Genomic DNA, 16,133 nt, shown 5'->3' on the forward strand with positions numbered 1-16,133 from the left:
TCACAGCCCCAGAATCATCTGCGCGATGATGTTCTTCTGGATCTCGTTCGAACCGCCGTAGATCGACGTCTTCCGGTAATTGAAGTAGTACGCGGCAAGCGGCGCCGCATCGTCGTCGCCCGCGATGCTGTGCTCGCGCTCGCCGTCGAGGAACGGCACGTCGAACGGGGCGGCCAGCGGGCCGATCGCTTCGACCATCAGCTCGGTGAGCGCCTGCTGCACCTCGGTGCCCTTGATCTTCAGCATCGACGCCTCGGGGCCGGGCCCCTTGCCGCTCGTCTCGCGGCTGACGACGCGCAGCACCGTCACTTCCAGCGCCATCAGCTCGACTTCGAGCGCCGCGACCTTCGCGGCGAACACGGGATCGGCGAGCAACGGCTTGCCGTTCTTGCGCTGGTTCGATGCGACGCGCTTCAGGAATGCGAGCTCCCGCTTCGACGCGCCGACACGCGCGATGCCGGTGCGCTCGTGGCCGAGCAGGTATTTCGCGTAGGTCCAGCCGCGGTTCTCGTCGCCGACGAGGTTCTCGACCGGCACCTTCACGTCCTCGAAGAACACCTCGTTGACCTCGTGGTCCTCGTCGAGCATCACGATCGGGCGCACCGTGATGCCGGGCGTCTTCATGTCGATCAGCAGGAACGAGATGCCTTCCTGCTTCTTCGCGGCCGGATCGGTGCGCACGAGGCAGAACATCATGTCGGCGTACTGGCCGAGCGTGGTCCAGGTCTTCTGGCCGTTCACGACGTAGTGATCGCCGTGGCGCTCGGCGCGCGTGCGCAGCGACGCGAGGTCGGACCCGGAACCCGGCTCCGAGTAACCCTGGCACCACCAGTCCGAGCCGTCGAGAATACGCGGCAGATAGTGGCGCTTCTGCGCTTCGCTGCCGTATTTCATCAGGACCGGCGCGACCATCGACACCCCGAACGGCAGCACGGTCGGCGCACCGATCCGCGCGCACTCCTCGTCCCAGATGTGCCGCTGCGTCGCGTTCCAGCCCGGGCCGCCGTATTCGACCGGCCAGGCGGGCGCGGACCAGCCGCGCTGGCCCAGAATCCGGTGCCAGCTCGCGAAATCCTCACGGTCGAGTCGTTTGTGATCGAGTACCTTGGCGCGCAGTGCGTGAGGCAGGTTGGCCTCGAGCCAGGCGCGAACGTCGGCGCGGAACGCGTCGTCGGCGGGGGAATAATCCAGATCCATGCGCAGTGTCTCCTCGCCGCGGCCGTCCGGCCCGGCCAAGGACACACTGCGTACGTCATTGCAGCGGTTCTTTCAGCGCGGCAGGAATCGGCAGCGGCATCACGTCGATGCCTTCTTCGACCAAGGACTGCGCATCCTCCGGCGTCGTGACGCCGCGAATGCTGCGTGCGGGCGCCTCGTTGTAATGGATGCGCCGCGCTTCCTCGGCGAAGCGCTCGCCCACGTTCTCGGTCTTCTCCAGCACCTCGCGCAGCGCGCGCATCACCTGCGCCTGCAGCGCACGGGGATCGGCCGGCTGCGCCTGCGTCGCGCCCGACAGGTTCAGGCGCGGCGCGGACGGCATCCGGTTGATCTCCGTCGTTCCGCACACCGGGCATTCGACCAGCTTGCGGGACAACTGCGCTTCGAATTCATCGGCGGAAGCGAACCAGCCTTCGAACCGATGACCGTGCGGGCACTGTAAATCGAGGACCTTCATGCTGAATCAGGGCGTGTGACGAGTGTAGCGCAAAAAGCGGTTTTGTGAACGGTCGTGCTAAATCCCGATCGCGCGGCACGAACGCGCCGCGTCACCGGATTGTAACGCGGCGCCCCGCCCGCCGCTGACGCCGTGCTCAGGGCGTGACGACCGGCCCGAGCGGCCACGTACCGGACAGCACCTTGTCGAGCCACATCGTGCCGATGATCGTCTTGACGTCGGAGATCTGGCCGGTGCGCACCCATTCCTGCAGGTCGGCCAGCGTCGCGGTGAAGGTTTCGAGAAATTCGCCTTCGTCGAGCTTGCGCTCGCCGGCCGTGAGCCCGCGCGCGAGGTACAGATCGATGAATTCGGTCGAATAGGAAATGATCGGATGAATGCGGGCCAGAAATACGTATTCGCGCGCCGTGTAGCCCGTCTCCTCGCGCAGTTCGCGCGCCGCGCACGCGAGCGCACCTTCGTTCGGATCGAGCTTGCCGGCCGGGAATTCGGCCATCACCTTGCCGATCGGATAGCGGAACTGGCTCTCCATCAGCACGCGGCCGTCGTCGAACAGCGGAATCACCATCACCGCGCCCGGGTGCTGCACGTATTCGCGCGTGGCCTTCTTGCCGTCCGGCAGGCGGACGGTGTCGCGCTTGAGCTTGAGGAACGCGCCTTCGAAGATCGCCTCGCTCTCGAGGCAGGTTTCGGTCAGTGCGGCGTCGTGATTGGGTAGTTCGGCCATCGGCGGCTCCTGAATGAGCACGACGGACGGCCGAAGCCGTCAGCGTCGTTTGACGAGATACTGGAACGTGAAGCCGGGAAACGCGAACACGACGAAGAGACTGAACGTGATCGCGTAAAACTGCCAGCCCTGTTCGAAGCGGTTGCCGGCGCGCGACTCGAGCCAGAAGCCGAGCGCACCGACGATGAAGTACAGCACGATCAGCTCGCCGATCCGCACCCACGCGTTCTTCTTGGTCGCGCCGAACGGCACGATGGCGAAGAGGCGTTGGTTCAGGAACGGCAGGTTGGCGCAGACGAGCGCCAACAGCACGATGAACCAGCCGGCTGCCGACATTACAGCGGCAGCGTGTGACGGATTGCCTGCAGGCAGGCGGTCAGCAGCGGGCTCGGAATCAGGCCGAGCACGACGACCGCCAGGCCGTTCAGCACGAGGATCGTGCGCTTGCAGAAATCGCCCGAGATCGGCGTCGAATCCTGCGGGGCATCGAAGTACATCAGCTTCACGATGCGCAGGTAGTAGAACGCGCCGAACAGCGACGTGATCACGGCCAGCACGGCCAGCCACGTGAGACCCGCGTTGACGGTCGCCTCGAGCACGGCGAGCTTCGCGTAGAAGCCGACGGTCGGCGGGATGCCGGCCAGCGAGAACATCATGACCATCATCACGAACGCGAACACCGGGCTGCGTTTATTGAGGCCCTTGAAGTCGTCGATCGTTTCCGCTTCGAAATCGCGGCGCGCGAGCAGCATCACCACGCCGAACGAGCCGAGCGTCGTGATCAGGTAGACGATCGCATAGAACATCGCAGAGCTGTACGCATTCGCCGGTGCCGCCGCGTCGCCCTTCACGATGCCCGCGAGCAGGCCGAGCAGCACGAAGCCCATGTTCGAGATCGCCGAGTACGCGAGCATCCGCTTGATGTTGCGCTGGACGATACCGGTGATGTTGCCGACGATCAGCGACAGCGCGGCGAGGATCACGAGCGCGGTCTGCCAGTTCTGTGCGAGCGGCAGCAGGCCCATCACCAGGAAGCGCAGGCCCCACGCGAACGCGGCCACCTTCGGGCCGCCGCCGACGAACAGCGTCATCGCGGTCGGTGCGCCCTGGTAGACGTCCGGCACCCACATGTGGAACGGCACGGCGCCGAGCTTGAACGCGATACCGGCGACGATAAAGACCACGCCGAACATCAGCACGGCGGCGTCGGTGTTGCCGCTAACCGCCTTGTACACCTCGCCCAGCTCGAGCGAGCCGGTCGCGCCATACAGCATCGAGATGCCGTACAGCACGAAGCCCGACGCGAGCGCGCCCAGCACGTAGTACTTCATCGCCGCTTCGCTCGACTGCGCGGCATCGCGACGCAGCGCGATGACCGCGTACAGCGACAGCGACATCAGTTCGAGGCCGAGGTACAGCGTCAGGAAGTTGTTGCCCGACACCATGACCAGCTGACCGAGCAGCGAGAACATGCCGAGCAGGAACACGTCGCCGCGGAACATGTCGCGATCCTCGAGGTACTTGCGCGAATAGACGAGCGAGACCGCGAAACCGAACGACACGACAGCCTTCATCGTGCTCGCGAACGAGTCGACGACGACCATCTTCGAGAAGAAGTAGTACTGCTGCGGGTCGAGCGCCTGGACCGAGAACCACACGCCGGCGACGACCGACGAGACGACCGCGATCAGATAGGTCAGGCGGCGGCCGGAAGCACCGGTAAAGGTGTCGTTCAGCCATGCGACGACGATGGCGGCCATCACCAGCGCGTCAGGCAACAGAACATTCATAGAGGCGTTTTGCATGATCTTGAGTTCCTCCGCTCGCGATTACTGGGCCAGCGGCAGCTTCGACTGCGCGACGTGGGAGAGGAGGTTTTCCACGGAAACGTGCATCACGTCGGTGAAAGGCTTCGGATACAGGCCCATCAGCAGCGTGAACGCGGCAAGCACGGCCAGCATCAGGAATTCGCGACGGCCGATGTCCTTCAGCTTGGCGACGTGATCGTTCGCGACCGCGCCGAAGTACACGCGCTTGTACATCCACAGCGTGTAGGTCGCGCCGAGGATCAGCGTGAACGCCGCTCCGAAGGCGATCCAGAAGTTGTACTGGACGGCCGCGAGAATCACCATGAACTCGCCGACGAAACCCGACGTACCCGGCAGGCCGCAGTTGGCCATCGAGAACAGCATCGCGAATGCCGCGAACTTCGGCATCACGTTCACGACGCCGCCGTAATCGGCGATCTGGCGCGAGTGCACGCGGTCGTACAGCACGCCGATGCAGAGGAACATCGCGCCCGACACGAAGCCGTGCGAGATCATCTGGATGATCGCGCCTTCGACGCCGAGCTGGTTGAAGATGAAGAAGCCGAGCGTGACGAAGCCCATGTGCGCGATCGACGAATACGCGACCAGCTTCTTCATGTCGGCCTGCACCATCGCGACGAGGCCGATGTAGATCACCGCGATCAGCGACAGCGTGATCACGACGGGCGCCAGGAAGTGGCTCGCGTCAGGCGTGATCGGCAGCGAGAAGCGCAGGAAACCGTAGGCGCCGAGCTTCAGCATGATCGCCGCCAGCACGACCGAGCCGCCCGTCGGCGCTTCCACGTGCGCGTCCGGCAGCCACGTGTGCACCGGCCACATCGGCACCTTCACCGCGAACGCGAGGAAGAATGCAATGAACAGCAGGATCTGCGGCGTCATCGCGATCTTCGCGTTCTGCCACGTCGCGAGGTCGAACGAGTGGGTCTGCGTGTACAGGTAGATCAGCGCGACCAGCATCAGCAGCGAACCGGCCAGCGTGTACAGGAAGAACTTGAACGCCGCATACACGCGGTTCGGGCCGCCCCACACGCCGATGATGATGTACATCGGGATCAGGGTCGCCTCGAAGAACACGTAGAACAGCAGGCCGTCCGCCGCCGAGAACACGCCGATCATGATCCCGGACAGGATCAGGAACGCCGCGAGGTACTGCGCGACGTTTTCGGTGATCACCTCCCACGCGGCGATCACGACGATCACCGTGATCAGCGCGGTCAGCACGACGAACCACATCGAGATGCCGTCGACGCCGAGGTGATACGCGATGTCGAAGCGTTCGATCCAGGTCGACTTCTCGACGAACTGCAGCGCAGCCGTGCTCGAGTCGAAGCCCGTGATCAGCGGGATCGTGACCGCGAGGCCGAGCAGCGCGCCGATCAGGGCGACCCAGCGGGCCGTCCCCGGATTTTTGTCGTTACCCACCGCCAGCACGAGGAGGCCGAAAACGATCGGCAGCCAGATCGCGGTACTGAGAATCGGAAAAGCGTGCATTAGTGTTGTCTCCCCGCCTTATTTGCCGCCGAGCGTTACAAACAGGGTCAGGAGCCCCAGCATGCCGATGATCATGGCGAACGCGTAGTGATAGATGTAACCGGATTGGAGGAAGCGGATCACGCCGGCGAACCAGCCGATGAACCGGGCGCTGCCGTTGACGAGGCCGTCGATCACCACGACGTCGCCCTCCTTCCACAGGCCGCGGCCGATCGCCACCGAACCGCGGGCGAACACCACTTCGTTGATCTTGTCCAGGTAGTACTTGTTGTCCAGCAGCGTGTAGATCGGGCCGAACGCGCGGCGGATCGACGCCGGCAGCTCCGGACGCTTCAGGTACAGGAACCACGCGACGACCACACCGGCGAGCGCGAGCCACACCGGCAGGCCCGACACCGAGTGCAGGCCCATGCCGACCCAGCCGTGGAATTCTTCGGCCATCTCGGCCAGCGCCGGGTGGTTTTCGCCGATGAAGATCACCTTGTCGAATGCGACGCCATGCTGGAAGAAATCGCCGAACAGCATCGGGCTGATCGCGATCGCGCCGATGATCACCGACGGGATCGCCAGCAGGACCAGCGGCACCCACACGACCCACGGGGTCTCGTGCGGCTCGTGCGCGTGGTCGTCATGACCGTGGTCGTGGCCATGGCCGTGATCGTCGTGGCCATGTGCGGCGGCCATGCCCATCGGCGATTCCGGATGCTTCGGCTGACGGAAACGTTCTTCGCCGTGGAACACCAGGAAGTACATGCGGAACGAGTACAGCGCCGTGACGAACACGCTCGCGACGACCGCGAAGTACGCGAAACCCGAACCCGGCAGGTGCGACAGCTTCACCGCGTCGATGATCGAGTCCTTCGAGTAGAAGCCCGAGAAGAACGGCGTGCCGATCAGCGCGAGCGAACCGACGAGCGACGTGATCCACGTGATCGGCATGTACTTGCGCAGACCGCCCATGTTGCGCATGTCCTGGTCGTGGTGCATGCCCATGATGACCGAGCCGGCGCCGAGGAACAGCAGCGCCTTGAAGAACGCGTGCGTCATCAGGTGGAACACGGCGACCGGGTAAGCGGACACGCCGAGCGCGACGGTCATGTAACCGAGCTGCGACAGCGTCGAATACGCGACCACGCGCTTGATGTCGTTCTGGACGATGCCGAGGAAGCCCATGAAGAGCGCCGTGATCGCGCCGATCACCGTGATGAACGACAGCGCGGTATCCGACAGCTCGAACAGCGGCGACATGCGCGACACCATGAAGATGCCGGCCGTGACCATCGTCGCCGCGTGAATCAGCGCCGAGATCGGGGTCGGGCCTTCCATCGAGTCCGGCAGCCACACGTGCAGCGGGAACTGCGCCGATTTACCCATCGCGCCGATGAACAGGCAGATACAGGCGACGGTCAGCAAGCCCCAGTCGGTGCCCGGGAAGTGCAGGCTCGCGAGTTCCGCGCGCTTCGCGAACACTTCGCCGTAGTTCATCGAGCCGGCGAACGCGAGCAGCAGGCCGATGCCGAGCAGGAAGCCGAAGTCGCCCACGCGGTTCACGAGGAACGCCTTCATGTTCGCGTAGATCGCGCTCTCACGCGTGAAGTAGAAGCCGATCAGCAGGTACGACACCAGACCCACCGCTTCCCAGCCGAAGAACAGCTGCAGGAAGTTGTTGCTCATCACGAGCATCAGCATCGAGAACGTGAACAGCGAGATGTACGAGAAGAAGCGCTGGTAGCCGTCTTCTTCCGCCATGTAGCCGATCGTGTACACGTGCACCATCAGCGAGACGAAGGTCACGACGACCATCATCATCGCGGTCAGCGAATCGACGAGGAAGCCGACTTCGAGCTTCAGCGAACCGACGTTCATCCATTCGTAGACGGTCGCGTTGAAACTTGCGCCGCCCATCACGTCGAAGAAGACTTTCGCCGACAGAAGGAACGCGATCAATACGCCGAGGATCGTGATCCGGTGTGCGCCCTTGCGCCCGACTGCGTTCCCGAACAGCCCCGCAATCAGCGAGCCGGCCAGCGGAGCGAGCGGAATCGCCAGCAGCAGGTTTTCATTGAGTGTCGTTGACATAACAGCGTTGCCTGAAATTAACCTTTGAGCTGATCGAGATCCTCGACATTGATCGTGTCGAGCTTACGGAACAGGGTCACCAGAATCGCGAGGCCGATCGCGGCTTCCGCTGCGGCGACGGTCAGCACGAAGAACACGAAGATCTGGCCGTGCACGTCGCCGAGGTAATGCGAGAACGCGACGAAGTTGGTGTTCACCGCCAGCAGCATCAGTTCGATCGACATCAGGATGATGATGACGTTGCGGCGGTTCAGGAAGATCCCGACGATCGCGATCGCGAACAGGATCGCGCCGAGCACAAGGTAGTGAGCAAGGGTCAGCATGGTTTTCTTTTCCTCCGCTTAGCCGTTGGTGCCCGAACCGGCTTCGCTCTGCGCCGTTTCCGGCAGCGGCTTGTCCGCTTCCATCTTCACGAGGCGCACGCGGTCGTTGCGGCGCACCTTGACCTGATCCGACACGCGCTGGCGCTTGCTGTCCTTGCCCTTGCGCTCGGTCAGCCCGATCGCGGCAATGATCGCGACCAGCAGCACGAGACCGGCGATTTCGAACGCGAAGATGTAGTCGGTGTAGATCACCTTGCCGATCAGGCGCGTATTCGACCAAGTGGCCATCTCGCCCGTCGCCATCGCATGTACGGTATGCGTGTCGCCGTAGCCGCGCCACAGGATCAGCGCGGTTTCGATCACGATGATCGCGCCGACCACGGTCGCCATCGGTACGAAGCGCTTGAAGTCGCGGCGCAGGTAGTCGATGTTGATGTCCAGCATCATCACGACGAACAGGAACAGCACCATCACCGCGCCCACGTAGACCAGAACCAGCAGGATCGCGAGGAACTCGGCTTCCAGCAGCATCCAGATCGCAGCGGCGTTGAAGAACGCCAGCACAAGGAAAAGCGCAGACGCCACCGGGTTGCGCGAAGTGATCACCTTCAGCCCTGATACCACCAGGAGCAGCGCGAAGATGTAGAACAGTACGGTCGTGAATTCCATGATTACCGGTTCATCGTTAGGCCATAGTCAGGCGCGGCTTGCGGAACGCCCGCACCCGTCGCGGCGGCTCGGCCCGTTCATGCCGGGCCGGCACTGCAAACACAATCAACGATACGGCGCGTCGGCAGCCTTCGCCGCTGCGATGTCCTTCTCGTAGCGATCGCCCACCGCGAGCAGCATATCCTTCGTGAAATACAGGTCGCCGCGCTTTTCGCCGTGGTACTCGAGAATCTGCGTCTCAACGATCGAATCGACCGGGCAGCTCTCTTCGCAGAAACCGCAGAAGATGCACTTCGTCAGGTCGATGTCGTAGCGCGTCGTGCGGCGCGTGTTGTCGGCGCGCGTTTCCGATTCGATCGTGATCGCCAGCGCGGGGCACACGGCCTCGCACAGCTTGCACGCGATGCAGCGCTCTTCGCCGTTTTCATAGCGGCGCAGTGCATGCAGCCCGCGGAAACGCGGCGAAATCGGGGTCTTCTCTTCCGGGAACTGCACGGTGAACTTGCGCTTGAACGTGTAACGACCGGTCAGCGCGAGCCCCTTCAGCAGCTCGGTCAGGAAGAAGGTCTTAAAGAAGTGTTGGATAGCCGTCATGATTTCGTCCTTACTTCGCCCAGATGTTCAGCGGCGACATCATCCAGAAGCCGACCACGATCACCCAGACCACCGTGACGGGCAGGAACACCTTCCAGCCCAGACGCATGATCTGGTCGTAACGGTAGCGCGGGAACGTCGCGCGCACCCAGATGAACACCGACAGCAGCGCGAAGACCTTCAGCACGAGCCAGAAGATGCCCGGGATGAACGACAGGAATTCGAACGGTGCATCCCAGCCGCCGAGGAACAGCGTCGCGGCCAGCGCCGAGATCACGATCATGTTGATGTACTCGGCGAGGAAGAACAGCGCGAACGCCATGCCCGAGTAATCGATCATGTGACCCGCGACGATCTCCGACTCCCCTTCCACCACGTCGAACGGGTGACGGTTCGTTTCGGCGATGCCCGAGATGAAGTAGACGACGAACGCCGGCAGCAGCGGCAGCCAGTTCCACGACAGGAAGTTCACGCCGTGGCCGGCGAAGAAGCCGTGCTGTTGCGAACCGACGATTTCCGACAGGTTCAGGCTGCCGGCCGTCATCAGCACGAGCACCAGCGCGAAACCCATCGAGATTTCGTACGACACCATCTGCGCCGCGGCGCGCATCGCGCCGAGGAACGCGTACTTCGAGTTCGACGCCCAGCCGGCGAGAATCACCGCGTACACGCCGATCGACGAGATCGCCATCGCGTACAGCAGGCCCGCGTTCACGTTCGCGAGCACGGCTTCCGCCTGGAACGGAATCACGGCCCACACGGCGAACGCCGGCACGACGGTCATCACCGGTGCGATCAGGTACAGCCAGCGGCTGGCGGCGCTCGGCTGAATGACTTCCTTCAGCAGCAGCTTCAGCACGTCGGCGATCGGCTGCAGCAGGCCGCCGGGGCCGACGCGGTTCGGGCCGAGACGCACGTGCATCCAGCCGATCAGCTTGCGTTCCCACAGAATCAGGTACGCGACGCACAGCAGGATGACGACGGAGACGACGAGGATGCGCACGACTGCCCACACCGTCGGCCACGCGAAGCCGAGAAGCTCGGCCCCGCCCGCGTTGATCGTATCGAACAAGCTCATTTACGCCTTCTCCACCACCAGTTCACCGGACAGGCTGCCGAGCGCCGCGCCGGCAGGCGTCGCCGCCGACACGCGAACGACCGTCTCCGCAAGATTCGCGTCGCGCACGGCCGGCAACTGCACCGCACGCTCGCCCTGGCGCACGCGCACGGCGTCGCCTTCCTTCAAGCCCAGCTTGTCGAACAGCGCGGCCGGCAGGGCCGCGGCGTTCGCCGCCTTCGCGGCGGCCGTCAGGTGCAGCGCACCTGCGCGGCGCACGAGTGCGTCGGCGTGATAGATCGGCACGTCGGCCAGGCGCTCGAAACCGCCGTTCGCGGCATTCGCCGCGGCACGGGCCGGCGCGACCGACGTCTGGTTCGACAGGCGGCCCGCGACGCCGGCTTCGCCGAGCGCGGCGACACGCACTTCTTCCGCGGTCTCGTATTCGAAGTTCGGCAGGCCGAGCAGGCTGCCGAGCACGCGCAGCACCTTCCAGGCCGGACGCGTGTCGCCGAGCGGGCGCACGACGCCGTTGAAGCTCTGCACGGTGCCTTCCGCGTTGACGAACGTCCCGGCCGTTTCGGTGAACGGCGCAACCGGCAGCAGCACGTCGGCGTAGTCGAGGCCGTGCTTGAACGGCGACATCACGACGACCATCTCCGCCTGGTTCAGCGCGGCAATCGCCTGCGCCGGATCGGCGGTATCGAATTCCGGTTCGACGTTCAGCAGCAAATAGCCCTTGCGCGGCTGCGCGAACGCCTCGCGTGCGTTCAGGCCGCCTTCGCCCGGCAGTGCGCCGACGACGTGTGCGCCGACCGTGTTCGCCGCTTCCGTCAGGAAGCCGAACGTGGCGCCGGTGTTCTCGGCGATCCACTGCGCGACGGCGTGCAGCTTCGCGAATTGCGGATGACGGACCGCCACGTTGCCGAGCAGCACCGCGCGGCGTTCGCCGTTCGCGAGCGACTGCGCGACGGCTTGCGCGGCCGGCGATGCGGTGACGCCAGCCAGCGCGTCGGGCAGCGCGACGCCGCGCAGTTGCGCGACGGCCGCGGCGATGCCGGCCAGCTCGTCGAGCCATGCGGACGGCGCGGCGACGATGCGTTGCGCGGTCGGGATCAGCGAATCGTCACCGGTCGCGTGCAGGAAGTGCAGCTTCGCGCCGTTCTTCGCCGCCTGACGCAGGCGCGATGCGAACAGCGGATGGTCGCGGCGCAGGAACGAACCGACGACGAACGCGGCGTCGACGTTCGACAGATCGGCGATCGGCATGCCGAGCCACGGTGCGCCCTGAACCGGCGCCGAGAAATCCTGCTGACGCAGACGGAAGTCGACGTTCGGCGTTTTCAGTTCGCTGGCGAGCTGCTTCACGAGGAACAGCTCTTCCGCGGTGCTGTGCGCGCTCGCGAGCATCGCCAGCGCGTTCGCGCCGTGATCCGCGGCGATGCCCTTCAGGCCCTTCGCGACGTATTCGAGCGCGGTCTGCCAGTCGGTTTCGATCCACTGGCCGCCCTGCTTCAGCATCGGCTTCGTCAGGCGCTCTTCGCCGTTGAGGCCTTCATACGAGAAGCGGTCCTTGTCCGAGATCCAGCATTCGTTGATGGCCTCGTTCTCGAACGGCAGCACACGCATCACGCGGTTGTTCTTCACCTGCACGACGAGGTTCGCGCCGACGGAATCGTGCGGGCTCACGGACTTGCGGCGCGACAGTTCCCACGTACGGGCGCTGTAGCGGAACGGCTTGCTGGTCAGCGCGCCGACCGGGCACAGGTCGATCATGTTGCCCGACATTTCGGAGTCGACCGTCTTGCCGACGAACGTCGTGATTTCCGAATGCTCGCCGCGGCCCAGCATGCCGAACTCCATCACGCCGGCGACTTCCTGGCCGAAGCGGACGCAGCGCGTGCAGTGGATGCAGCGCGACATTTCTTCCATCGAGATCAGCGGGCCCACGTTCTTGTGGAACACCACGCGCTTTTCTTCCGAGTAGCGCGACGACGACTTGCCGTAGCCGACCGCCAGATCCTGCAACTGGCATTCGCCGCCCTGATCGCAGATCGGGCAGTCGAGCGGATGGTTGATGAGGAGGAATTCCATCACCGACTGCTGCGCCTTCACGGCCTTGTCGGATTGCGTATGGACGATCATGCCGGCCGACACGGGGGTCGCGCAGGCCGGCACGGCCTTCGGCATCTTCTCGACTTCGACGAGACACATCCGGCAGTTGGCCGCGACCGACAGTTTCTTGTGATAGCAGAAGTGAGGAATGTACGTGTCCGCCTTGTGCGCAGCCTGGATCACCATGCTGCCTTCGGGCACCTCGACCTTCTTGCCGTCTATTTCAAGTTCAACCATGATGGTGAATGGTCCTTAACCTATTTCCGCCCGTTCGCGCGTTTGCCCGACCGTGCGCTCAAATTCCGCAACCGGGTGTTTCGCTTCAGGCCGCCGCAGCCGAAGCCACATGCGGCGCGTGGCCGCCGACCATGCAATGCTTGTGCTCGACGTGGTACGCGAATTCGTCCCAGTAGTGCTTGAGCATCCCGCGCACCGGCATCGCCGCCGCATCGCCGAGCGCGCAGATCGTGCGGCCCATGATGTTCTCGGCCACCGAGTTCAGCAGGTCCAGATCTTCCTGGCGCCCTTCGCCGTGCTCGATACGGTTCACGACGCGATACAGCCAGCCGGTGCCTTCACGGCACGGCGTGCACTGGCCGCACGATTCCTCGTAGTAGAAGTACGACAGGCGCAGCAGCGAGCGCACCATGCAGCGCGTCTCGTCCATCACGATCACCGCACCGGAACCGAGCATCGAGCCCGCCTTCGCGATCGAATCGTAGTCGAGATCCGTCTGCATCATGATGTCGCCCGGGATCACCGGCGCCGACGAACCGCCCGGAATCACGGCCTTAATCTTCTTGCCGCCGCGCATCCCGCCGGCGAGCTCCATCAGCGTCGCGAACGGCGTGCCGAGCGGCACTTCGTAGTTGCCCGGACGCTCGACGTCGCCCGACACCGAGAAAATCTTCGTGCCGCCGTTGTTCGGCTTGCCGATCTCGAGGTAATTCTGCGGCCCGATGGACAGCAGGAACGGCACCGCGGCGAACGTCTCGGTGTTGTTGATCGTGGTCGGCTTGCCGTACACGCCGAAGCTCGCCGGGAACGGCGGCTTGAAGCGCGGCTGGCCCTTCTTGCCTTCGAGCGACTCGAGCAGCGCCGTTTCCTCGCCGCAGATGTACGCGCCGTAACCGTGGTGCGCGTGCAGCTGGAACGAGAATTCCGAGCCCATGATGTTATCGCCGAGGAACCCGGCCGCGCGCGCTTCATCCAGCGCGGCTTCGAAGCGTCGATACACTTCGAAGATCTCGCCGTGGATGTAGTTGTAGCCGACGGTGATGCCCATCGCGTATGCGCCGATGGCCATGCCTTCGATCAGCGCGTGCGGGTTCCAGCGCAGGATGTCGCGATCCTTGAACGTGCCCGGCTCGCCTTCGTCCGAGTTGCAGACGAGGTACTTCTGCCCCGGGAACTGACGCGGCATGAAGCTCCACTTCAGGCCGGTCGGGAAGCCCGCACCGCCGCGGCCGCGCAGGCCCGACGCCTTCACGTCGGCGATCACCTGCTCGGGCGGAATCTTTTCTTCGAGAATGCGGCGCAGCTGCTTGTAGCCGCCGCGCGCAACGTAGTCTTCGAGATGCCAGTTCTCGCCGTTCAGACCAGCGAGGATCAGCGGTTTGATGTGACGGTCGTGGAGGGACGTCATTTCGAGAGCTCCTCAAGCAGCTGGTCGATCTTCTCGCGGCTCATGAAGCTGCACATTCTGTGATTGTTCACCAGCAGCACCGGCGCATCGCCGCACGAGCCCATGCATTCGCCTTCCTTCAGCGTGAACTTGCCGTCGGGCGTGGTCTCGCCGAAGCCGATGCCCAGCTTCTGTTTCAGGTAGTCGGCAGTCGCTTCCGCGCCGCCATGCGGGCCGAGCTGGCACGGCAGGTTCGTGCAGAGCGTGATCTTGTGCTTGCCGACCGGTTTGAGCTCGTACATCGTGTAGAACGTCGCGACTTCCTGCACGGCGACGGCCGGCATGCCGAGATAGTCCGCGACGAACTGCATCAGTTCGGGCGACAGCCAGCCATGCTCTTCCTGAGCCACGGCCAACGCCGACATCACGGCGGACTGTTTCTGATCGGCGGGATACTTCGTCAACGCTCGATCGATTTCCTTCAGGCCTTCAGCTGAGATCATTTTCAGACACGACTCTTTCAATTCCTACCGAACGAACAACCTGCCGCACACTGGGGTGCATGGACGGCAGACCTGGCGCTCACTCTGTTGACAGCTTGCGAAGCCGCGCCGGTTCGGCGCATACCGCTTGTGACTTCACGTGTGACTGACTGCTCGCCGCCCGCGCGCGCGGGCGGCGCAACCCTTAGCGATCGATTTCGCCGAACACGATGTCCTGCGTACCGATGATCGTGACGGCGTCGGCGATCATGTGACCGCGCGCCATTTCGTCGAGCGACGCCAGGTGCGCGAAACCCGGCGCGCGAATCTTGAGGCGATACGGCTTGTTGGCGCCGTCCGACACGAGATAGATGCCGAACTCGCCCTTCGGATGCTCGACCGCCGCGTACGCTTCGCCTTCCGGCACATGGAAACCTTCGGTGAAGAGCTTGAAGTGGTGAATCAAGTCTTCCATGTTGGTCTTCATGCCGACGCGCGACGGCGGCGCAACCTTGTGATTGTCCGTCATCACCGGGCCCGGATTCTTGCGGAGCCACTCAATACACTGTTTCGCGATGCGGATCGACTGGCGCATTTCTTCGACGCGCACCAGATAGCGGTCGTAGCAATCGCCATTCACGCCGACCGGCACGTCGAAATCCATCCGATCGTACACTTCGTAGGGCTGCTTCTTGCGCAGGTCCCACGCGATGCCCGAGCCGCGCAGCATCGGGCCCGTCAGGCCCATCTGCAGCGCACGTTCCGGGCTCACCACACCGATCCCGACCAGACGCTGTTTCCAGATCCGGTTGTCGGTCAGCAGCGTTTCGTATTCGTCGACGCACTTCGGGAAGCGCGTGAAGAAATCGTCGATGAAGTCGAGCACCGAGCCGCTGCGCGCTTCGTTCATCTTCGCGAGCGCCTTCTCGTTGCGAATCTTCGACGCCTTGTATTGCGGCATTGCGTCAGGCAGATCGCGATAGACGCCGCCCGGACGATAGTAGGCCGCGTGCATCCGGGCGCCGGACACCGCTTCGTACACGTCCATCAGGTCTTCGCGTTCGCGGAACGCGTACAGGAACACCGCCATCGCGCCGACGTCGAGCGCGTGCGCGCCGATCCACATCAGGTGGTTCAGCACGCGCGTGATTTCGTCGAACAGCACGCGGATGTACTGCGCGCGCTCCGGCACTTCGATGCCGAGCAGCTTTTCGATCGCGAGCACGTAGCCGTGCTCGTTGACCATCATCGACACGTAGTCGAGACGGTCCATGTACGGCACGGACTGGATGAAGGTTTTGGATTCCGCGAGCTTTTCCGTCGCGCGGTGCAGCAGGCCGATGTGCGGATCGGCACGCTGGATGACTTCGCCGTCGAGCTCGAGCACGAGGCGCAGCACGCCGTGCGCTGCCGGGTGCTGCGGGCCGAAGTTGAGCGTGTAGTTCTTGATTTCTGCCATGACGCCCCC

The 16,133-nt window shown here is 64.0% G+C and carries 15 protein-coding genes; all 15 read right to left on the reverse strand.

From position 1 onward, the window contains the following. The gene (locus CFB89_RS11405) at window positions 1-1,197 is read right to left on the reverse strand and encodes an acyl-CoA dehydrogenase family protein (protein WP_059781350.1); all 1,197 of its coding nucleotides are present in this window, start codon (window positions 1,195-1,197) and stop codon (window positions 1-3) included. Between the two features lie 55 nt (window positions 1,198-1,252). Continuing rightward, a complete protein-coding gene (locus tag CFB89_RS11410) occupies window positions 1,253-1,675 on the reverse strand; it encodes a DUF1178 family protein (protein WP_006750470.1) in 423 nt (140 codons plus the stop codon). Window positions 1,676-1,811: 136 nt separating this feature from the next. After that, window positions 1,812-2,402, reverse strand: coding sequence for an NUDIX domain-containing protein (locus CFB89_RS11415; RefSeq protein ID WP_012328901.1), 591 nt, complete (start codon window positions 2,400-2,402; stop codon window positions 1,812-1,814). A gap of 39 nt (window positions 2,403-2,441) precedes the next feature. Next, window positions 2,442-2,738 carry a DUF2818 family protein gene (locus tag CFB89_RS11420; protein ID WP_089468011.1) on the reverse strand — a complete coding sequence of 99 codons (297 nt, stop codon included), beginning with the start codon at window positions 2,736-2,738 and terminating at the stop codon, window positions 2,442-2,444. Further along, the gene (gene nuoN / locus CFB89_RS11425) at window positions 2,738-4,192 is read right to left on the reverse strand and encodes an NADH-quinone oxidoreductase subunit NuoN (protein WP_179233427.1); all 1,455 of its coding nucleotides are present in this window, start codon (window positions 4,190-4,192) and stop codon (window positions 2,738-2,740) included. Before nuoN ends, CFB89_RS11420 begins: the two co-directional genes overlap by 1 nt. A gap of 39 nt (window positions 4,193-4,231) precedes the next feature. Continuing rightward, entirely contained in the window at window positions 4,232-5,722 is a 1,491-nt protein-coding gene (locus CFB89_RS11430; RefSeq protein ID WP_089468013.1) for an NADH-quinone oxidoreductase subunit M, read from the reverse strand. A gap of 18 nt (window positions 5,723-5,740) precedes the next feature. Then, window positions 5,741-7,801: an NADH-quinone oxidoreductase subunit L gene (gene nuoL / locus CFB89_RS11435; RefSeq protein WP_089468014.1), complete on the reverse strand. Its 2,061-nt coding sequence runs from the start codon at window positions 7,799-7,801 to the stop codon at window positions 5,741-5,743. Window positions 7,802-7,818: 17 nt separating this feature from the next. Further along, window positions 7,819-8,124 (reverse strand): NADH-quinone oxidoreductase subunit NuoK, encoded by a 306-nt coding sequence (gene nuoK / locus CFB89_RS11440; RefSeq protein WP_006478272.1) that lies wholly within the window; start codon window positions 8,122-8,124, stop codon window positions 7,819-7,821. A gap of 18 nt (window positions 8,125-8,142) precedes the next feature. Next, window positions 8,143-8,793, reverse strand: a complete 651-nt coding sequence (locus tag CFB89_RS11445) for an NADH-quinone oxidoreductase subunit J (protein WP_089468015.1) — start codon at window positions 8,791-8,793, stop codon at window positions 8,143-8,145. A gap of 105 nt (window positions 8,794-8,898) precedes the next feature. After that, entirely contained in the window at window positions 8,899-9,387 is a 489-nt protein-coding gene (gene nuoI / locus CFB89_RS11450) for an NADH-quinone oxidoreductase subunit NuoI (RefSeq protein WP_006484869.1), read from the reverse strand. 10 nt (window positions 9,388-9,397) lie between these two features. Continuing rightward, window positions 9,398-10,465 (reverse strand): NADH-quinone oxidoreductase subunit NuoH, encoded by a 1,068-nt coding sequence (gene nuoH / locus CFB89_RS11455; protein ID WP_089468016.1) that lies wholly within the window; start codon window positions 10,463-10,465, stop codon window positions 9,398-9,400. Beyond that, window positions 10,466-12,796 carry an NADH-quinone oxidoreductase subunit NuoG gene (gene nuoG / locus CFB89_RS11460; RefSeq protein ID WP_089468017.1) on the reverse strand — a complete coding sequence of 777 codons (2,331 nt, stop codon included), beginning with the start codon at window positions 12,794-12,796 and terminating at the stop codon, window positions 10,466-10,468. An 85-nt stretch (window positions 12,797-12,881) separates the two neighbouring features. Further along, window positions 12,882-14,204, reverse strand: a complete 1,323-nt coding sequence (nuoF, locus tag CFB89_RS11465; protein WP_017331620.1) for an NADH-quinone oxidoreductase subunit NuoF — start codon at window positions 14,202-14,204, stop codon at window positions 12,882-12,884. Next, window positions 14,201-14,686 (reverse strand): NADH-quinone oxidoreductase subunit NuoE, encoded by a 486-nt coding sequence (gene nuoE, locus CFB89_RS11470; protein ID WP_006478266.1) that lies wholly within the window; start codon window positions 14,684-14,686, stop codon window positions 14,201-14,203. Before nuoE ends, nuoF begins: the two co-directional genes overlap by 4 nt. A 184-nt stretch (window positions 14,687-14,870) precedes the next feature. Continuing rightward, window positions 14,871-16,124, reverse strand: coding sequence for an NADH-quinone oxidoreductase subunit D (locus CFB89_RS11475; protein WP_006478265.1), 1,254 nt, complete (start codon window positions 16,122-16,124; stop codon window positions 14,871-14,873). Window positions 16,125-16,133 lie beyond the last annotated feature (9 nt).

Origin of the sequence: Burkholderia sp. AU16741, assembly GCF_002223345.1 — a bacterium.
GTDB lineage: Bacteria > Pseudomonadota > Gammaproteobacteria > Burkholderiales > Burkholderiaceae > Burkholderia > Burkholderia sola.